This is a genomic window from Amycolatopsis sp. NPDC051373, from assembly GCF_040689465.1.
Lineage (GTDB): Bacteria > Actinomycetota > Actinomycetes > Mycobacteriales > Pseudonocardiaceae > Amycolatopsis.
In genome coordinates, this window is sequence record NZ_JBFBAE010000010.1 from 206684 (window position 1) to 226521 (window position 19838).

The following is a 19838-nucleotide window of genomic DNA, read 5'->3' on the forward strand; positions in this document are numbered from 1 at the left end:
AGACCCTCGTGCCGTGACTGTCCGAAGTGGACGCGGTGGCGCTCGACGGACACGGCCGAACGGGCGATCTTCACGGACGCGGTTCCGGGGAAGCGTGAGACCCGCCACGCGGCGGAAAACCGTTCGGCGCCACCCCGTACACTGGGTGCCGTGGAACGGGAAATCCTCACGGAGTAGCTGCCGCACCGGGCGCTCGTGACCGATCTTCGCAAGAGCGAGGACAGCGAGCGATGCCGGTGCCTGTCGCTGTCCACGTTCACCCCCGAATCCGGGAGTTCCCTTGATCACGGCCACTGGCCTCGAGCTGCGTGCCGGCTCGCGCATCCTGCTGAACGGCGCCACCCTCCGCATCCAGCCCGGCGACCGCATCGGACTCGTCGGCCGCAACGGCGCCGGCAAGACCACGTCGCTGAAGGTCATCGCGGGCGAGGGCGAACCGCACGCGGGCGAAGTCCGCCGCAGCGGCGAGCTCGGCTACCTGCCGCAGGACCCGCGCGAGGGCGACCTGTCCGTGACGGCGAAGGACCGCGTGCTGTCCGCGCGCGGCCTCGACACGCTGCTGCGCGACATGGAAAAGGCGCAGACCGCGATGTCCGAGCTCGTCGACGACAACCAGCGCGACAGGGCCATCAACCGCTACAGCCGCCTCGAAGAGCGGTTCGCCTCCCTGGGCGGGTACGCCGCCGAGAGCGAGGCCGCGCGCATCTGCTCGAACCTCGGTCTCGCCGACCGCGTGCTCGCGCAGACGCTCAACACGCTCTCCGGTGGTCAGCGCCGGCGGGTGGAGCTGGCGCGCATCCTGTTCGCGGCCGCCGAGGCCGGTGCGGGTGGCAAGTCCGAGACGATCCTGCTGCTCGACGAGCCGACCAACCACCTCGACGCCGACTCGATCACGTGGCTGCGCGGCTTCCTCAAGCAGCACGACGGCGGTCTCGTCGTGATCAGCCACGACGTGGAGCTGCTCGCCGACGTCGTGAACAAGGTCTGGTTCCTCGACGCCACGCGCGGCGAGATCGACCTCTACAACATGAGCTGGCAGCGCTACCTCGACGCGCGCGCCACCGACGAGAAGCGCCGCCGCCGTGAACGCGCCAACGCCGAGAAGAAGGCGTCGGCATTGCAGCAGCAGGCCGCGAAGCTCGGGGCCAAGGCGACGAAGGCCGTGGCGGCCAAGAACATGGCGCGCCGCGCGGAGCAGATGCTCTCGCAGCTCGACGACACGCGTCAGGCCGACAAGGTCGCGCGGATCAAGTTCCCGGAGCCCGCCCCGTGCGGGCGCACGCCGCTCACGGCCGACGGCCTGTCGAAGTCCTACGGCTCGCTCGAGATTTTCACCGGAGTCGATCTGGCGATCGACCGCGGCTCGAAGGTCGTCGTACTCGGTTTGAACGGTGCCGGAAAGACGACATTGCTCCGGCTGCTCGGCGGAATGGAAACTCCGGATACGGGTTCCGTCGAGCCGGGTCACGGATTGCGTTTGGGCTATTACGCACAGGAACACGAAACTCTCGACCACGATGCGAGCGTGTGGGAAAACATCCGACATCTCGCGCCGGACACAGGGGCGCAGGAGTTGCGGAACCTGCTGGGTTCGTTCCTGTTCACGGGTGAACAACTCGACCAGCCCGCCGGCACGCTTTCCGGCGGCGAGAAGACCCGTCTGGCGCTGGCCGGGCTCGTCTCCAGTGCCGCGAACGTGCTGCTCCTGGACGAACCGACCAACAACCTCGATCCGGCCAGCCGTGCGCAGGTCCTGGACGCCCTGCGCAGCTTCGCGGGCGCCGTGGTACTGGTGACGCACGACCCGGGCGCGGTCGAGGCGCTGGAGCCCGAGCGAGTGATCCTGCTGCCCGACGGGACCGAGGATCATTGGTCCCCGGATTATCTGGAACTTGTCCAGCTAGCGTGATCAGATACGGCCATTTGGGTGCTTGTCACGCCTCGTGAAGCACTTGAATGGCCCAATGTGATCGCAATTTCGCTCGTTTTACGTCTGTCGTCTGGCATTCCTGGGCTTCGTGTTCGATCATTGCCCCGGCAGGGGCCGCAAATGGCCCAGAACTCCACTCGGCGGGAAGGCGATCGACGTGGCTGATCTCAAGAAAGGCGCGCGGATCACCGGCAACACGCGCGACAAGCTGGCCGCTGACCTGAAGAAGAAATACGAGAAGGGCTCGAGCATCCGGGCCCTTGCTGAGTCCACGGGACGTTCCTACGGGTTCGTGCACCGTGTTCTCTCTGAGTCCGGGGTCCAGCTGCGGGGGCGCGGCGGGGCCACGCGGGTCAAGAAGAAGTAGCAGTACCAGGCCGACTGCGCGGGGGGCGCAGTCCCTGTTCGGCCGCTCGGAACGTCAGCACTCCTCCGAGCAGCACCAACGGATAAACCAGGTAGCCGTAGCGGGTTGCCGGGGTGAGCAGGACCAACGCGCCGAGCCCGACGGCGATCCGCAAGAGCGCGGCGGATCCCGTCGCGGGGGGACGGCGCACCAGCCACACCAGCATCGCCACCGCTGCGGCCGCCACCAGGACGAGTGAGATCACGCGGCCCGCTGAGCCGGTTTCCGCGATCAGGTGGCCCGGAAGCGGGCTCGCCGCGGGGGAGCGCACCACGCCCATCCCGAGCGGAAACCGGATCACGTGCTCCACGAACGCGTCCGGGGCGACCAGGTACACCGGCAGGTGCAGGACCACGGTCGCACTGACCAAAGTGGTCACGAACCACGCGAGCGCCCTGCGGTCGCGTGAATTTCCGTTGTGCGTACGGCAGAACACGAAGACCGCGAGTACGGCCGCGGCCGGCGCGACGATGAGCTTCGCGCTGATCACGAGTGCCAGCACGAATCCCGACCACCCCGGGCGCCCGGTTGCAGCGAGTGCGCACGCGAGCACGAGCAGTCCCACAATGGCGAGATCGGGACCGGCGACGGCCCATGTCAATGCGGTGAGTGGGCACGCGATTGCCAATTGTGCCGAAAGAACCGGAATTCGCGGCCATTTCAGCATTCGTAGTGAGGCGATCACACAGAGAGACGCACAAAGTGCGAACATCCACCGGGCATCGGTGAGCGCATTGGTGAACGGTGTTCCCCCGAACAACGCGCGCGGAAGGCCGAACACCGTCATCACGGGCCCGTAGGGCGTGTAGTCGTTCACCTCGGGCGCGCGCCCGAGAGCGGTCACGTCGACATAGGGCGTGCCGTGCTGAAGCAACAGGCTCGCGCTGCGCTCGATCACCCACACTTCGGGCTGCGCGGCCCACGAGTCCGGCGTGACGAGCCAGTCGACTCCGGTCAGTCGGCGAATAACGAGCACCGCGAGCGGGACGATCATCGCCAACAACCCGATCACCGCGATCGAGCACCACCGCGAGCCGAGCGGGCCGCGGGGCGTGCGCCCGAGCCGGGCCGACACGAGCAGCCAGCCGCTGTGGGCCGCGGCGAAGCCGTACGCGGCCGTCGCGAAGTTGCCCCAGACGCGGTAGCCGTAGAACTCGGACACGATCGCGCTGATCAACGCGAAGGCGAAGCAACCCAGGTAGAACACGAGGTCCCAGGTGAGCACCCGGGCCGCCCGGTCCGCGGCTGCCCGGGCCGGAGCCATCAGCAGGTGCACCGCTTCCCCCTCACGAACCTGGCCGTCCCCGTCACGTCAGGCTACCGAGGGCGTCCGGATCACCCGTGCTCGCCCGTTCGGCCCAGTTCTCGCAGCCGCGGGAGCAGCGCGGCCGCCTGCTTCGCCCGGCCCACGGTGTCGCCGGCGGACGGGAGCATGAGGATGAGGTCGGTGAACCCGGCGTCGAGGAAGGTCCGCGTCTCGCGCAGGGTGTCCTCGTCCTCGGCCGAGAGCCGGAACTGCACGGCCCGGCGCACCGTCGCCGGGTCGCGACCGACCGCCGCGCAGTGCCGGTCGAGCACGCCCGACAGCCGCGTGAGCTCCTCGACGGGGGTGCCCGGCAGGCTCGCGTTGAGCCACACGTCGGCGTGCTCGGCGACGATCCGCAGGCCGCGGCGCTCGCCGTTGCTGCCGAGCCACAGCGGCGGCTTCGGTGCCTGCACGGGTTTCGGGTCGCTCGTCGCGCCCGTCAGCCGGTAGTGGGCACCGCTGAAGTCGGCGACCGGGCGCGTCCACAGCAGGTCGAGGACGGTGCACGCCTCGGCGAGCCGCTCGACGCGTTCGCGCGCCGGCGGGGTCGGCATGCCGAGCATCGTGTCGGCGAGCTCGTCGCCACCCGCGCCGAGGCCCACGTCGAGCCGACCGCCGCAGAGGTGGTCGATCGTCGCGGCCATCTTGGCCAGCACGGCCGGGTGCCGGTTGGTGTTGCCCGAAACCAGGCAGCCGATCCGGACGTGGTGCGTGGCCTCGGCCATGGCGGCGAGCAGGGTCCAGGCTTCGAACACGGCGCCGGTTCGGACGGGGCCCATGGGCGCGAAGTGGTCGAAGGTCCAGAGGCCGTCGAACCGCGCGTCGTCGGCGATCGCCCAGATCTCGCGCAGCGTCGCGACGTCCGTGAACTGCTGGGCGGGTTTCAGTCCGAAGGTCACCATGGGGGCTCCTGATCGTCAGATAGAGAAATCATCAGCACTACTGATGATCAGGGTAGAGCTAAGATGCGGTTCATGTCGAGTGCTCCCGAAACCCCGGCCGTCGTGACCCGCCGGCTCGGTTATCTGCTCAAGCACGCGCAGCTGCGGCTGGCCGAGCTGCAGGAGCCGTTGCTCGCGCCCCACGGGGTGACCGGGCGGCAGGTCGCCGTGCTCGCGCTGCTGGCCGACGGCGAGCCGCAGGCGCAGCAGGAGGCGGCCGCGCGGCTTGGCGTGGACCGGACGACCATGGTCCAGCTCGTTGACGAGCTGGAAGACAAGGTGCTCGTGCGGCGCCACGTCGATCCCGCCGATCGCCGCCGCCGGATCGTGACGCCGACGGAGGAGGGGCTGCGCGTGCTGAAGGCGGCCACCGAGGCGTCGGAGGAGGCCGAACGGCGGCTGCTGGTCCCGCTCGACGGGCGTGAGGCCGACGCGCTGCGCGAGGCGCTGTGGGCGGTTGTTCACCGCCGGTGAACGCTCGGGTGGACGGCACCGGGAAGAACTCGGGACGAACTGGCGTTGTGCGGGGCATCTCTGGGAAAAAGCTCAAGTAATATAGAAGTTTTGTCGATCGGGGGAAAGGCTCCACATGGACAACTCGTGGGCGTTGCTCGGCTCCGTGATGCGCGGGGCCGACACGCCGAGGGCGCTCACGCGCGGCACCGTGAAAAGGGTCGCGCGCTTCGCCCGACCACACTGGATGCGGCTGCTGGTCTTCCTGGTCCTGACGGTGGTTTCCGCCGTGCTCGCGGTGACCACGCCCGTGCTGGCGGGTAAGGTCGTCGACGCGATCGTCGGTCACCAGGACCTGCCGCTGATCATCTGGCTCGCCGTGGTGATCGCGGTGCTCGCCATCCTCGACGCCGGGCTGGGGCTGGCGGAGCGGTGGCAGTCGGCGCGCATCGGCGAGGGGATCATCCTCGACCTGCGCGTCGCCGTGTTCGCGCACGTGCAGAAGCTGCCCATCGCGTTCTTCACGCGCACCCGCACCGGCGCGCTGGTGAGCCGGCTCAACAACGACGTGATCGGCGCGCAGCGCACGTTCACCGCAACGCTGTCGGGCCTGGTCACCAACGTGATCCAGCTCGTGCTCTCGCTCGCGGTGATGGTGACGCTGTCGTGGCAGGTGACGGTCTTCGCGCTGGTGCTGCTGCCGATCTTCGTGCTCCCGGCGCGCCGGCTGGGCCGCCGGATGGCCGGGCTGCAGCGCGAGTCGGCGCAGCTCAACGCCGGCATGACCACACAGATGACCGAGCGGTTCTCGGCGCCGGGCGCCACGCTCGTGAAGCTGTTCGGCCGGCCGCGTCAGGAAGTCGGCGAGTTCGGCGACCGCGCCGGGCGCGTGCGCGACATCGGCGTGCGCACCGCGATGCTCACCCGCTGGTTCATGACCAGCCTCACGCTCGTGTCGGCGCTCGCGCAGGCGCTGGTCTACGGCCTCGGCGGCTACCTCGCCTTCACCGGCCAGATCGCGCCCGGCACCGTGGTGGCACTGGCGCTGCTGCTGACCCGCCTCTACGCGCCGCTCACGGCGTTGGCCAACGTCCGCGTCGACGTGATGACCGCGCTGGTGTCGTTCGAGCGCGTCTTCGAGGTGCTCGACCTCGACCCCATGATCAAGGAACCGGTGAAGCCGAAGGCGCTGCCCGCGGGCGGCGTGGCCGTGGAGTTCGAGGACGTGCGCTTCGGGTACCCGGCGGCCGACCGGTTCTCGCTGGCGTCACTGGAAGACGTGGCCACTTTGGACAGCCGCGGGGGCGAAGAGGTGCTGCACGGAATCAGCTTCCGCGCCGAACCGGGCCAGATGGTGGCCTTGGTCGGCTCGTCGGGTGCCGGCAAGTCGACCATCGCCTCACTGCTGCCGCGCCTCTACGACGTGGACGGCGGCGCGGTCCGGTTGTCCGATGTGGACGTCCGCGACCTGGACTTCGCGACGCTGCGCGCCACCGTGGGCGTGGTGACGCAGGACGGGCACCTGTTCCACGACACCATCCGCGCCAACCTGGCCTATGCCCGCCCGGGCGTGACCGACGACGAGATCTGGGCCGCGCTGGAACAGGCCCGCCTGAGTCACCTGGTGCGCTCGCTGCCCGACGGCCTCGACACGACCGTCGGCGAACGCGGCTACCGCCTCTCCGGCGGTGAGCGCCAGCGGCTCACCATCGCGCGGCTCCTGCTGGCGCAGCCGAAGGTCGTGGTGCTGGACGAGGCCACGGCGCACCTGGACTCCGAATCGGAGGCCGCGGTCGGCGAGGCTCTCACGGGTGCGCTCGAAGGCCGCACGGCGCTCGTGATCGCGCACCGGCTCTCGACCGTCCGTGCCGCGGACCTGATCCTGGTCGTCGAGGACGGCCGGATCGTCGAACGCGGCACACATGAAGAGCTGCTCGCCCTCGGCGGCCGCTACGCCGAGCTGCACCACACGCAGTTCGACGAGGAGCCGACCGCCGCGTGACGCGACGCCAAGGGCGCCTCGAGAATACTCGAGGCGCCCTTGGCGTCTCCGCTCAGCGTCCGAGGCAGGCGAAGGTCGCGTTGACGAGCGCCATCTTGCGCGGGTCGTCACGCAGCAACGGGCCCATGCGGTTCATCACGTAACCGAAGCCCACGCCGGCCTCCGGGTCGGCGCCACCGGACGAGCCGCCGAGACCGTCGTGGCCGAACGCGGCCGGGTTGGGGCCGAAGCCGCGCGCGTCGCTGCCGAGGTAGAAACCCAGCGCCCACTCGTTGGGCACGCCGGCGACCACGTCGACCGAGGCGCCCTGGCCTTCGCGGGCCCGGGCGAGCGCGCCGGCCGAGATCAGGCGTTCGGAGCCGTCGGCCAGTGCGCCGTAGATGATCGCGAGGGCCTTCGCCGTGCCGTGGCCGTTGAGGGCGGGCATCACGGCGCGCCGCCACGCGGGTTCGTTGGCGTGGTGTCCTTCCACGCGCGGGTTCGCCATGGCGGCGAGCGCGACCGGGCCGGCGTTCGCGAACGCCTCGGTGAGCGCCGTGGTCATCTCCGGCGTGAGTACCGGCTCCACGAGCGTCGAGCACCGCCCGAGGTCGGCTTCCCCGACGCCGAGGGAGAAATCCGCCTCCAACGGACCGGCGACGTGCTCGGCGAAGAACGCGTCGATGCCCTGCCCGGCCACGCGGCGCACGACCTCGCCGACGAGGAAACCGTAGGACAGCGCGTGGTAGCCGCTCGCGGAGCCAGGCGGGAACAGCGGTTCCTGCGCGGCCAGCAGCCCCGTGATGTGGTCCCAGTCGTAGAGCTCCTCGACCTTCACCGGGCGCGCCAGGTCGATGCCGACGACGCCGGAGCGGTGCGAGAGCAGCCAGCGCACCGGGATGTCCTGCTTGCCCGCCGCGGCGAACTCGGGCCAGTAGCACGCCACGGGGGCGTCGAGGTCCAGCTCGCCGGCGTCGGCGAGCTGGTGCGCGCAGATCGCCGCCATGCCCTTGGTGGTGGACCAGACGTTGGTCAGCGTGTCCGGCCGCCACGGCGTGGTGCGGCCGGGATCCGCCCAGCCGGCCCAGAGATCGACCACGACCTCGCCGCGCAGCGTGACCGCGAAGGCCGCGCCCAGCTCGTCGCGCTCGGAGATGTTCTCGACGAACGCGTCCTGCACCGCCTCGAACCCGGGCGCGCAGGCGCCGTGCAGGGGCACGGCCGTCTCATCGTCCATGCTGGCCCGCCTCCACTCGACACCGACTGGTCGGTACGCCGAAGTTAGAAGGGCGGACCGGGCCCGTCAAGACCTGCCGGGCCCGGTCCTTTTTCGCCGGAAGTGCCGCTGGTTGGCCGACGGCTACCGCAGGGCCGGCACGCGGGGGCCGTACTTGGCGAGCAGGGCCGTGTTGGCCTCGTCGCCACCCTCCACATTGGAGCTTCGCCACAGCGGGACGTCGATGCCCTCGGCCGTGCCGCGGTCGTAGACCTCCGCCAGGATCAGGTTCCACAGGAACGCGTTGACCACAGTGGACAGTGGTGCGGTGCGCGGCGCGCCGGCCGGGTGGCTCGCGTCGCCGGGGATCACGAGCGAGTCGAGCACGACGGTGCCCTCCTCGACCAGCGTCGTCGCCGAGCGGCGCGGCGCCGCTGCCACGCACGCGCGCGACGTCACGGCGATCACCGACGCGCCGCGGCGGCGGGCACCGGCGGCCAGTTCCACCGGGTACGGGTTCACCCCGGACGTCGAGAACACCACGAGCACGTCGTCGGGACCCGGCGCGCGCTCGGCCAGCACCTCTTCGGCGAGCCCGCTGCGTCGCTCGGTCTTCGTGCTGTGCTGCGCGCCGTGCAGGGGCAGCAGCTCCGGGTGGTACAGCGGGTAGACGCAGGCGAGACCGCCCGCGCGGTAGAACGTCTCGGCGACCGCGGCGAGCGAGTGCCCGGCACCGGCGGTGAACACGAGGGCGTCGGACCGGATGACCCCGAGGACGAGGTCGGCCGCCGCCGTCAGCGCTTCGGCGTTGGCCTGCTGCGCGGCCGCGAGCTTTTCCGAGGTGCTCTTCCAGATTTCCGTGGCGCTCACCACACCTGCCCTTCGTCGCGGGTTCGGGCGCCGAATGTATCGCTTGGACACGCTTCGTGGTGGATTAGCGTGAGAGCTGATCATCCGGGCGTACCGGTGACTGGGAGGCGGCACGTGGACGGAGTACCCGTCGTTTCGGTACGGCGCGCGCACGGGCGGACGAGGGCGGTGGCGCTGGTGCTGCACGGCGGCGCCGAGCACGGCATCGCGGCCGTGGGGCCGTGGCGGCTGGCGTACCTGCGCATGGTGCCGCTCGCCCGCGCCCTGCACCGCGCGGGTCGCGCGGCGGGCCTGGAGGTGCGCCTGGTGCGCAACCGCCGCTACGGCTGGAACGCGCCCGCGGAAGACCCGGTGGCCGACGCCCGCTGGGCGCTGGAGCGCGTCCGCGCCGAACACCCGGGCCTGCCCGTCGTGCTCATCGGGCACTCGATGGGCGGGCGCGTGGTGCTGCGCGTGGCCGGCGACCCCGCCGTGGTGGGCGTGTGCGCCCTCGCGCCGTGGACGCCGCCCGGCGAGCCCGTGGACGCCGTCGCGGGCCGCTCCGTGGTCATGCTGCACGGCACACGCGACCGGATCACCTCACCGCGTGATTCGCACGCCTTCGCCGAGCGCGCGCGGGAGCTCGCCAAGCGCCTCGTCCGCTTCGACGTCACCGGCGAGGGTCACGCGATGATCAAGCGCCCGGCGGTCTGGACCAGGCTGATGTGTGCTTTCACACTGGAAGCGATCGACGCGGGCGAGACCGACGAAACTCTCCGGCAGGCATGGACCCGGCCCGCGGACGAGCGGCTGCGCATCCCCGTGTGACCGGATCCGGCGACAACCGCACAGCGCAGGTCGCGTGTGCCGGGAATACCATCAGATGTGGGCCGATGGGCCCATTCCGGAGGGAGTGTCTTGTCCACCTCAAGTGTTGACCGAGCGGCGGGGCCCGCCTCGCAACCGGCGCCCGACGAAACCCGGTGGCCGGGACTGGCCACGCCGCCGCACTCGCCGCTGCGCGCGCGGGCCGCGGAGGCGCTCTTCCGCCGCGCCGTGAAGAACCTCGACCTGCGGGTCACGTTCCCCGACGGCACCGTCCTGGGTGCCGGTGGCCCGGAGGCGCCGGAGATGCGGATCCTGCGGCCCTCGGCGTTCTTCCACCGCCTCGGCGCCGACGCGAAGATCGGCTTCGGCGAGTCGTACATGGTGGGGGACTGGACCGCCGAGGACCTCGCGGGAGTGCTGACGCCGTTCGCCGAGAAGCTGGCCACGGTCGTGCCGCCGTTCCTGCAGCGGTTCCGACGCTTCGCCGAGCGCGTGCAGCCGGCGCACGAGGAGAACACGATCGAGGGGTCGCGGTCGAACATCCACCGGCACTACGACCTGTCCAACGACCTGTTCAGCGCGTTCCTCGACGAGTCGATGATGTACTCCTCGGCGCTGTTCGGCCCGGGCGACAGCCTGACGCAGGCCCAGCACCGCAAGCTCGACAGCGTGCTGGACTACGCGGGCGTGCGCGAGGGCAGCGAGGTGCTGGAGATCGGCACCGGCTGGGGCGAGCTGTCGATCCGCGCGGCCTCTCGCGGCGCGAAGGTGACGTCGCTGACCATCTCGCAGGAGCAGAAGGTGCTGGCCGACGCGCGGATCGCCGAGGCGGGCCTTTCCGACCGCATCGACGTGCAGCTGTGCGACTACCGCAACGCCACGGGCCAGTACGACGCCGTGGTGAGCGTGGAGATGATCGAGGCCGTCGGGCAGTCCTACTGGCCCACGTTCTTCGCCACGATCGGCAAGCGGCTGCGCCCGGGCGGGCGCTTCGGCCTGCAGGCCATCACGATGGACCACGACCGGATGCTGGCTGCGGCCAGGTCGTACAGCTGGATCCACAAGTACATCTTTCCGGGCGGCATCATCCCGTCGGTGCAGGCGATCGAGGACGGCATGCGCGACAACACCCGCCTGAAGCTGGCCGGGATGCGCGAGTTCGGCCAGGACTACGCGCGCACGCTCAAGCTTTGGGGCGAGCGGTTCCACCAGCGCTGGGACGACATCCGCGGCTTCGGCTTCGACGACGTGTTCCACCGGATGTGGGAGTTCTACCTCGCCTATTCGGAGGCCGGGTTCCGTTCGGGGCACATCAAGGTACACCAGTTCGGGTTCGCCGACCCCCGCTGAGCAGGCCGTTCCTCGCCGGATGAACCTGCACCAGGTGCCGCACGTCCTTTGTTGGAGGACGTGCGGTTCACTGGGCCGCACGAGTTTTGCCGGATTCGGGGATTGGGTGAAAGCCAATGACGTACGGAGGCGACGACGGCAGGCGGCGGGTGCCGCCCCGGCCACCGCAGCCCGCCGCACGCCCGCGGCAGCATCAGCGGGCACAGATGATGCCGCTGCCGGGCACGAGCAGCAGCCCGTACGACGCGCGAACCAGACCGATGGGCTCGCGCGGCGAGGCTCCCGTGCCCCCGCCGCCAGCACCGCCCCGGCATGCCCCGCCCCGGCAGGCCCCGCCACCCGGACCGGCTCCGCGCCGGCGTCGCCGGTGGAGCTTCGGCAAGGTCCTGATGACCTTGGTGCTGCTCTTCGTCGTGTTCCTGGGCGGGATCTGGGCGTACCTGGAGTTCTCCATCAACCGGGTCGACGCACTGGCCGACTACGACGGCCGTCCCGCTGCCGCGTCGGGAACCAACTGGCTGATCGTGGGCTCCGACAGCCGCGACGGGCTCTCGGCCGCGGACGAGGAACGCCTGGCGACCGGTGACGTCGCGGCGGCCGGCGGCGGGCAGCGCACCGACACGATCATGATCGCGCACATCCCGGACAACGACACAAAGCCGACGTTGCTGAGCCTGCCGCGCGACTCGCAGGTGAAGATCCCGGGCCACGGCACGAACAAGATCAACGCCGCGTTCTCGCTCGGCGGCCCCGCGCTGCTGGTGAAGACCGTGGAAGGCGCCACCGGCCTGCGCATGGACCACTACGCGGAGATCGGCTTCGGCGGGTTCGCGAACATCGTCGACGCGATCGGCGGGGTCGACATGTGCGTGGACAAGGAAATGCACGACACGTTCACCAACATCGACATCAAGGCCGGCTGCCAGACGCTGGACGGGCGCGAGTCGCTCGGGTTCGTCCGCATGCGCCACAGCAGCGCGACCCCGCGCTCGGACCTCGACCGCGTGGCCAACCAGCGCAAGTTCATCGGCGCTCTCGTGAGCCAGATCGCGAGCCCGGGGACCTTGCTGAACCCGTTCGACTTCTTCCCGCTGCTGTCCTCGGCGCCCGACGCGCTGACGATGGACTCGGGTGATCACGTGCACAACCTGGCCGGCCTGGCGATCGCGATGCGCGGCATCTCGTCCGACGGCGTGCTCACCGGCACGGTGCCGGTCACCGACGGCTCGGCCGAGCACTGGGACAAGACGAAGTCGGCGCTGCTGTTCGACGCGCTGAAGAACGACACCCCGGTGCCGCCCACCGCCGTCGTCAACTAGCACCGCTCAGCAGCATCGACCGCTGGGGCCCGCCGGAAAACGGCGGGCCCCAGCGTTATTTTGATGTCGCAATGCTGTTGCGGTGCCACCATGAGGACATGGACACCCTCACCGACGGCGTGGTCACCCTCAACCGCTGGCGCTCCGAAGACCTCGACGTGCTCGTGGACACGGTCTCGGCGTCCCGCGAGCACATCGGCGCGTGGCTCGTCTGGGCCACCGACGGCTACGGTCCGGCCGAAGGCACGGAGTTCCTCACCGGCACGGCCGAACGCTGGGAGTCGGGTGAGGCGCGGGAGTACGGCATCCACACCGCCGACGGCACGCTGGCCGGCGGCTGCGGCCTGATGCGCCGCGACGACGGCCGCGAGATCGGCTACTGGCTGGCGAAGCCGTGCACTGGCCGCGGCTTCGCCACGCGCGCGACCGCCCTGCTCGTCGCCGAGGCCTGGCGCCTGGGCGCGCCCCACGTCGACATCCTCCACGACGAGCTGAACACGAAGAGCGGCGCGATCCCGGCCCGGCTGGGTTTCACCTTGCACCACAAGGAAGCCGCCTCCGACGCGCTGGCCCCGGGGTGCTCGGGCAACGACTTCGTGTGGCGCATCCAGCGGCCGGGCTGACCGGGAATCCTTGCCGGGCAAGGAAAGTCTCAGGAGACGTTTTTGCGCTCGCGCAGCACCTTCAACGCGCGGTCCGCGTGGGCGGTGAAGTTCAGCTCGCTCTTGATCACGTCGAGCACGCGCCGGTCGGTGTCGATGACGAACGTGGTGCGCTTGGTGTGCAGCGGGATGAACTTGCGCCACGCGCCGAACTGCTTCGCCACCACACCGTCCACATCGGACAAAAGCGGGTAGTCGAACCCGTTGGCGGCGGAGAATTCCCGCTGCTTGGCCACGGCGTCCGGGCTGATGCCCACGCGCTGGGCGCCCACCTCGGCGAACTCTGCGGCCAGGTCGCGGAAGTGGCAGCTCTCGGCGGTGCAGCCGCTCGTCATGGCGGCGGGGTAGAAAAACAGCACGACGGGGCCGGACGTCAGAAAGTCCGACAATGTGCGGTCGTCGCCCTGGTCGTCGGAGAGGGTGAAGTCGGGCGCGAGGTCGCCGGTGTCCATCGGGGTCCTTTCGGTCGGGTCCGCGGGAGATGATCCTCCTCGGTGTTCGCCGGCCGCGCCGCAGGTGGACGGGTCAGCCCGCGTGGCGCTCGATCATCTCGTCCACTTCGTCGCCCGTGGCCGAGTCGGCGACGAACGAACCACGCGCGGCGAGCACGCCGAGCTGGCGCAGCCGCGCCGCGTGCTCTGCGCTTCGTACCCCTTCGGCGCCGATGCGCAGGTTGAGCTCCTTGCCGCGCTCGACCAGCTGACGAAGGTGGCGCATGTCGGCCTCCGCGGCGCCGTCGGCGAGCGCGTCGACGACCGGGCCGCTGAGGATGACGTGCCGAATGGGCAGGCTGTGGCGGGGGATGAGCTCGAGGTCCGCTGAGCCGGAGATCGTGAGCACGAGCTGGGCGCCGAGGTCGGCGAGCACGGTGAACGAGTCGTGCACCTCGCCGTTGTCGTCGAACATCGACTCGCGGTCGGTGCACAGGCGCAGCGCACGGGCCGGCAGGTCGTGGCGGTCGAGCTGCTCCTTGACCAGCATCACGAGCTCGTCGTCACCGGCGAGGCGCTTCGGCAGCCGGATGCAGACGTCGGGCGCGGCGTCGCCGAACCGCTCGCGCCAGCGCGCCGTGGCCGCCAGCGACTCGGCGAGCAGCCACTTGCCGAGCGGCACCGTCATGCCGGTGGACTGCGCCAGCGGGTAGAAGTCCTCGGAGTCGAGCTCGCCCTTCTCCGGGTGGTTCCACCGCAGGCCGGCGTTCACGGCCGCGATCTCGTCGGGCTTCGCGAGTTTCACGGTGGGCTGGTAGATCAGGGAGAACTCACCGTTCTCCAGCGCGCCCGCGATCACTGCGCCGAGCTGGTAGCGACTGCGGTCGCGTGCGTCCTCGTCCGGGTCGAACAGCATCCACTTCGCCTTGCCGTGTTCCTTCGCCCGGTGCAGCGCGAGTTCCGCGGCCCGGCGCAGCTCGATGTGCCCGCCGTCGCGGCACGCGCCCACGACGATGCCGACGCTCGCGCTCACCCCGATCCCGTGGCCACCCAGGTAGACCGGCTCGTTGAGGTCCTCCAGCGCGCGGTCCACGAGGTTCACCACGTGCTGCCGTGTGAGGTCCTCGCCGCGCAGCAGCACGGCGAACCCGTCGCCGGACAGGCGGGCGACGTACCCGTCGTGGTGCCCGGTGAAGACCGCCGACAGCTTGCTCGCGACCTCTTTCAGCACCTCGTCGCCGACACCCGCGCCGAGGCCGTCGTTGATCACCTTGAAGCCGTCGAGGTCGAGGTACACCAGCGCGATCTGCTCGGTGCGGGGCGCGGTGAGCGCGGCCTCGACGCGGGTGGTGAACGCCTGCGAGTTCGGCAGACCGGTGAGCGGGTCGTGCACGTTCTGGTGCATCAGGCGTTCGCCGAGCAGGTGCAGGTCGTCGGCGTCGGCCGCCATCAGCACCGGGAAGTGGGTGTCGGGCCGGTCGCCGGGCAGCCACGCGAGCGTGACGTTGGTGGTGAGGCCGCCGTCCTCGCTGTGGTCGAGGCGGATGCCGCGCTCGGTGACCTTGCCGATGTCGGTGGTGATGAGGCGTTCGAGGCCGGCGCGGATCCGCGTGGCGCCGTGCTCGGTGGCGGCCAGGTCTGCGAGGTGCCTGCCCCTGAGCCGATCCTGGGTCGAGCCGAGCAGCTTGGCCAGCGCGAGGTTGACCTCCATGATCACGCCGGAGGGGTCGGCGAGCGCGATCCCGATCGGGGCGGTGGAGAAGAGCGTGGTGAAGCGCAGGACGGCGGCTTCGTACGCGGGGGTCGCGAACTCCGCGACCTCCTGGGCGAAGGAGAGCAGGAGACGCTCCAATTCCGCGGGCGGAAGCGTTACTCCTTTCGTGTCGGTCAGCGTCGTCGCGAACTTGCGCGCGACATCGACCAACCCTGGCGCGGCACCAGGCTCAGGCACACTCCACCTCTTCATGCGCGGACAAAAGCCAGCTCAGACCCGGTGTGAAGGTTCAGGGACCCACACTAGGTATGAGTTGGCCGTGAGTGATGCCACGGCATCATGCGCGAAACGGGGTGTCTACCGGCTGAACGAGTGACGACCCATACACAAATGGTGACGTGATGTCACCTTGAGTGCTCGAACGTGTTTTTCCAGTTCGTCCGATTCCCGTTGCTTCGGCACTGTCGGCTCCCCGCCTCCCGCAGCGTCCGTCAACGATATTCGAGGCGCACCGGCAGTCCGTCGGCGGGGACCGGCAATGACACGTAGTCCCAGCGTGCGGTGTAGTCCTGGGGCACGGACCAGCGGAAAGTCCGCAGCATCTCGTGCATCAGCGCCTTGACCTCGAGGCTGCCGAAGTGCAGCCCGATGCACTTGTGCGCGCCGCCGCCGAACGGCATCCACGCGAACCGGTGCGACTTGTCCTCGCGCCGCGGCTCGGCGAACCGCTCGGGGTCGAAGCGCATCGGGTCGGTCCAGCAGTCGGGGGTGAAGTGGTTCAGCGTCGGCGAGACGCCGACGAGCGTGCCTTCGGGGATGAAGTGACCGAGCACCTCCGTGTCCTTGGTGGTCTTGCGGGCCATCGACGGCACCGGGGCCCGCAGTCGCAGTGATTCCTTCATCACGAGGTCGAGCGTTTCCAGGCTTTCCAGCGCCTCGATGTCCGGCACGTCGTCGCCGAGCGCGAGCGACTCCGCGCGGGCGCGTTCCTGCCACTCCGGGTGCTTGGCCAGGTAGTAGGCCATGGCGCTGCTGGTGATGGTCGTGGTGTCGTGCGCCGCCATCATCAGGAAGATCATGTGGTTCACGATGTCCGCGTCGGTGAACCGGTCGCCGTCCTCGGTGGTGGCGGTGCAGAGCGCGGCGAACAGGTCGTCGCCGCCCGCGCGGCGCTTTTCCGGCAGGGTCTCGCCGAAGTAGCGCTCCAGCAGCCGCCGGCCGCGCAGGCCGGCGGACCAGCGGCCGCCGGGCACGGGGTAGCGCACCAGCGCCGTGCCCGCGCGCACGGTGTTCACGAACGCGCGGTTGATCCGCATCGCGTCGCCGGGCGAGTGCATGTCCATGAACACGCGCGTCGCCACGTCGAGGGTGAGCTGCTTGAGCGCCCAGTACAGCCGCGGCCGCGTGCCGCCGGGCCACGCCTCGACGCCGGCGCGCAGGGCCGGGCCCATCTGCCCGACGTAGCCGACGAGCCGCTCGCGCGTGAACGCGCTCTGCATGATCCGCCGGTGCAGGTGGTGCTCGCCGAAGTCGAGCAGCATGAGGCCGCGGTCGAAGAACTTCTCGATGAAGAACTTCCAGCCCTCCTGCGAGAACGCCTTGTCCTTGTTCACCAGGGCGATCTGCGTGGCCTCGGGGCCGGACAGCGAGACGATCCGGCGGCCGAAGCCACCCATCCACGAGACGGGACCGTACTTCTCGTAGCGGCTGAAGCTGAAGTCCAGGCCGAAGCGCATCATCTCCAGCGCGTGGCCCACGACCGGCGGGCCGTCGTCGCCGAGCACCGGCTTCAGGCCGCTACCCGCGGGTGGCGCCGCGAGTTCGCGCACTGGGTAGGTGGCCGCTTGCCAGCGCTGGTCGACGGTGCGGGGCAGCGGCATGGACGTGAGCGTGGGCACGCGCTCACGCAGGCTCTCGGCGACCTTGCCGACCTTGCCGACTTTGCCGACTGCGCTCGTCATGGCGACCTGCCTTCGCTGGCGGAACCCCGGTCCGACCTCCACCGTGCCGCGCTGTTGACCGAATGACAATACCTTCGGCCGGCTCCATCCGGGTGATCCTTGACGTAGATCGGTGCCGGGCGGTGGTTCGCGCCGCCCGGCACCGGATCTACGGGTTGTTCAGTCCTGCTCGGCGCGGACCTGGCGGGCCGCCGCGACGAGGTGGCGCAACGCGGGCTCCACCTCGGCGTAGCGGCGCGTCTTGAGGCCGCAGTCGGGGTTCACCCACAGCCGGTGCGCCGGCATGGCGGCGACCGCCGTGCGCAGCAGGTCCGCGACCTCCTCGACGCCCGGCACGCGGGGCGAGTGGATGGCGTAGACGCCGGGGCCGACGCCGCGCGCGAACCCGCCGGCCGACAGGTCGGCGAGCACCTCCATCTTCGAGCGCGCGGCTTCGATGCTGGTCACGTCGGCGTCGAGGCCGTCGATCGCCGAGAGCACCTCGCCGAACTCCGAAATAACACATGTGCGTGTGGATCTGGGTGCCCTCGGCGGCTCCGGCCGTCGCGACGCGGAACGCCCGCACCGCCCAGTCGAAGTAGGACTCGCGCCCGGCCGCGCGCAGCGGCAGCAGCTCGCGCACGGCCGGCTCGTCGACCTGGATCACGCGCACGCCCGCGGTTTCGAGGTCGGCCACCTCGTCGCGGATCGCGAACGCGACCTGGAGGGCGGTGTCCGCGAGCGGCTGGTCGTCGCGCACGAACGACCACGCGAGGATCGTGACCGGGCCGGTGAGCATGCCCTTGATCGGCTTGTCCGTGCGGCTTTGCGCGTACCGCGCCCACGGCACGGTCATCGGCCGCGGGCGCGAGACGTCGCCGTAGAGGATCGGCGGGCGGACGCAGCGCGAGCCGTAGGACTGCACCCAGCCGTGCTCGGTCGAGGCGAACCCGGCGAGCTGCTCGGCGAAGTACTGCACCATGTCGTTGCGCTCGGGCTCGCCGTGCACCAGCACGTCGAGGCCCAGCTCCTCCTGTAGCCGCACCACGCGGTCGATCTCGGCGTGCATCTGGGCCACGTACGCGGCTTCGTCGAGCGTGCCTGCACGGTGGGCGGCGCGCGCCTTGCGGACGTCGGTGGTCTGCGGGAACGAGCCGATCGTGGTGGTCGGCAGTGGCGGCAGGCCGAGGGATTCCTGTTGCACGGCCGCCCGTTGCTCGTACGGCTCCCGCACGGCGTCCTCGCGCTTCAGCGCCGTCAGCCGCTTGCCCACGGCCGCGTCCGCCGGGTTTGTCGCGCGGTCAGTGACGGCCGCCCGCGCCGCCGACAGGTCCACCGGCTCGCCGCGCAGCGCCCGCCCGAGCAGCACGACCTCCGCGACCTTCTGGTCGGCGAACGCGAGCCAGCTCCCGAGTCGTGAATCGAGGGTCTCGGCCTCGACGTCGTAGGGCACGTGCAGCAGCGAGCACGACGTCGAGACGCTCACGTGCCGCGCGGTGCTGGCCAGCCGCGCGGCGCGTTCCAGCGCCCGGTCCGGGTCGGTGCGCCACACGTTGCGCCCGTCGACGACGCCGGCGAGCACCTCCTTGTCGCGCAACGCGCCTTCCGCGGCCACAGCGTCCACAAAGGACTCGTCGGTGACGAGGTCCACGGCCAGCGCCTCAACGGGGGAGCGGGCCAGCACGCCCAGCCCGCGGCCGAGCCCGCCGAAATACCCGGCGACGAGCAGCTTCGGCCGGTCCTCGGCCTTGGCCAGCACGTGGTACGCGCGGGTCAGCGCGTTGAGCTCCTTCGTGGTGCGGTCACCGGCGAACGCCGGCTCGTCGAGCTGCACCCACTCGACGCCCTCGGCCTTCAGCGCGGCGAGCAGCTCCGCGTATGCGGGCAGTAGCTCGTCGAGCAGCTCCAACGGTGCGAAATCCGGTTGTGTCGCCTTGCTGAGCAGCAGGAACGTGACCGGCCCGACGAGTACCGGCCGCGTCTCGATCCCCAGCTCCCGGGCCTCGCGCACCTCGTCGAGGGGCTTCGTGCACGACAGCGTGAAGCGCGAGCCGGGGCCCAGTTCGGGCACGAGGTAGTGGTAGTTGGTGTCGAACCACTTCGTCATTTCGAGCGCCGGCTCGTCCTGTACGCCGTGCGCGGCGGCGAAGTACGTGTCCAGCGATGAGAGGCCGAGGCGCGTGAAGCGCTCCGGCAGCGCGCCGAACAGCTCGGCGGTGTCGAGCACGTGGTCGTAGTGCGAGAACGTGCCGGACGGGATCGACTCCAGCCCGGCGTCGCGCAGTCGCGACCAGGTCCGTGCGCGCAGTTCGCGGCCGGTGGCGAGCAACTCCGCTTCGCCGGTGGTGCCCGCCCAACAGCGCTCCAGGGCGCGCTTGAGCTCCCGGGCCGGGCCGATGCGCGGGTATCCCAGGATGGTGGTGCCGATGGTGGTCACAGGCTCTCTCCTCGCGAGCTCGCCAACGAGCCCGGACACGCGAGAGCCGCGTTCGGTCAGGCCGTGTCCCACGGG

General features: G+C 70.4%; 15 protein-coding genes and 1 pseudogene. 8 read left to right on the forward strand and 8 right to left on the reverse strand.

The features are described from left to right. The first annotated feature begins 280 nt into the window (after positions 1 to 280). Positions 281 to 1909: an ABC-F family ATP-binding cassette domain-containing protein gene (locus tag AB0383_RS20770; RefSeq protein ID WP_364176901.1), complete on the forward strand. Its 1629-nt coding sequence runs from the start codon at positions 281 to 283 to the stop codon at positions 1907 to 1909. Between the two features lie 178 nt (positions 1910 to 2087). Continuing rightward, a complete protein-coding gene (locus AB0383_RS20775) occupies positions 2088 to 2297 on the forward strand; it encodes a helix-turn-helix domain-containing protein (protein ID WP_003071237.1) in 210 nt (69 codons plus the stop codon). Here the strand turns inward: AB0383_RS20775 and AB0383_RS20780 are convergent. Both AB0383_RS20780 and AB0383_RS20785 read right to left on the reverse strand, forming a co-directional pair. Then, positions 2284 to 3600, reverse strand: coding sequence for a glycosyltransferase 87 family protein (locus tag AB0383_RS20780; RefSeq protein WP_364177086.1), 1317 nt, complete (start codon positions 3598 to 3600; stop codon positions 2284 to 2286). The two genes, AB0383_RS20775 and AB0383_RS20780, sit on opposite strands and share 14 nt — an antisense overlap. Positions 3601 to 3671: 71 nt before the next feature. Next, positions 3672 to 4544 carry an LLM class flavin-dependent oxidoreductase gene (locus AB0383_RS20785; RefSeq protein ID WP_364176904.1) on the reverse strand — a complete coding sequence of 291 codons (873 nt, stop codon included), beginning with the start codon at positions 4542 to 4544 and terminating at the stop codon, positions 3672 to 3674. Between the two features lie 72 nt (positions 4545 to 4616). Between AB0383_RS20785 and AB0383_RS20790 the strand changes: the two genes are divergently transcribed. Both AB0383_RS20790 and AB0383_RS20795 read left to right on the forward strand, forming a co-directional pair. After that, the gene (locus tag AB0383_RS20790) at positions 4617 to 5057 is read left to right on the forward strand and encodes a MarR family transcriptional regulator (RefSeq protein ID WP_364176907.1); all 441 of its coding nucleotides are present in this window, start codon (positions 4617 to 4619) and stop codon (positions 5055 to 5057) included. Positions 5058 to 5172: 115 nt separating this feature from the next. Continuing rightward, entirely contained in the window at positions 5173 to 7038 is a 1866-nt protein-coding gene (locus tag AB0383_RS20795) for an ABC transporter ATP-binding protein (protein ID WP_364176910.1), read from the forward strand. 52 nt (positions 7039 to 7090) lie between these two features. Here the strand turns inward: AB0383_RS20795 and AB0383_RS20800 are convergent, their stop codons facing one another. Continuing rightward, entirely contained in the window at positions 7091 to 8254 is a 1164-nt protein-coding gene (locus tag AB0383_RS20800) for a serine hydrolase domain-containing protein (protein ID WP_366188285.1), read from the reverse strand. A gap of 123 nt (positions 8255 to 8377) precedes the next feature. Then, positions 8378 to 9106: an SIS domain-containing protein gene (locus AB0383_RS20805; protein WP_364176916.1), complete on the reverse strand. Its 729-nt coding sequence runs from the start codon at positions 9104 to 9106 to the stop codon at positions 8378 to 8380. 111 nt (positions 9107 to 9217) lie between these two features. On the opposite strand from AB0383_RS20805, the gene AB0383_RS20810 reads away from it, so the two are divergent. The 4 genes from AB0383_RS20810 (at position 9218) to AB0383_RS20825 (ending at position 13202) form a co-directional block, all read left to right on the forward strand. After that, entirely contained in the window at positions 9218 to 9910 is a 693-nt protein-coding gene (locus AB0383_RS20810) for an alpha/beta fold hydrolase (protein WP_364176919.1), read from the forward strand. 90 nt (positions 9911 to 10000) lie between these two features. Then, on the forward strand, positions 10001 to 11260 hold the full coding sequence (locus AB0383_RS20815) for a cyclopropane-fatty-acyl-phospholipid synthase family protein (RefSeq protein ID WP_364176922.1): 1260 nt from the start codon (positions 10001 to 10003) through the stop codon (positions 11258 to 11260). A 116-nt stretch (positions 11261 to 11376) separates the two neighbouring features. Next, positions 11377 to 12579, forward strand: coding sequence for an LCP family protein (locus tag AB0383_RS20820; protein WP_364176924.1), 1203 nt, complete (start codon positions 11377 to 11379; stop codon positions 12577 to 12579). Between the two features lie 98 nt (positions 12580 to 12677). Further along, positions 12678 to 13202, forward strand: a complete 525-nt coding sequence (locus AB0383_RS20825) for a GNAT family N-acetyltransferase (RefSeq protein WP_364176926.1) — start codon at positions 12678 to 12680, stop codon at positions 13200 to 13202. A 29-nt stretch (positions 13203 to 13231) separates the two neighbouring features. Here the strand turns inward: AB0383_RS20825 and AB0383_RS20830 are convergent, their stop codons facing one another. From AB0383_RS20830 to metE, 4 genes and pseudogenes are all read right to left on the reverse strand, one after another. Next, on the reverse strand, positions 13232 to 13693 hold the full coding sequence (locus tag AB0383_RS20830) for a peroxiredoxin (protein ID WP_364176928.1): 462 nt from the start codon (positions 13691 to 13693) through the stop codon (positions 13232 to 13234). Between the two features lie 73 nt (positions 13694 to 13766). Beyond that, positions 13767 to 15623 (reverse strand): diguanylate cyclase, encoded by a 1857-nt coding sequence (locus tag AB0383_RS20835; protein ID WP_364176931.1) that lies wholly within the window; start codon positions 15621 to 15623, stop codon positions 13767 to 13769. Between the two features lie 254 nt (positions 15624 to 15877). Continuing rightward, positions 15878 to 17347, reverse strand: a complete 1470-nt coding sequence (locus AB0383_RS20840) for a cytochrome P450 (RefSeq protein ID WP_366188286.1) — start codon at positions 17345 to 17347, stop codon at positions 15878 to 15880. A 159-nt stretch (positions 17348 to 17506) separates the two neighbouring features. Further along, a pseudogene (gene metE / locus AB0383_RS20845) lies at positions 17507 to 19763 on the reverse strand (5-methyltetrahydropteroyltriglutamate--homocysteine S-methyltransferase). Positions 19764 to 19838: the final 75 nt, after the last annotated feature.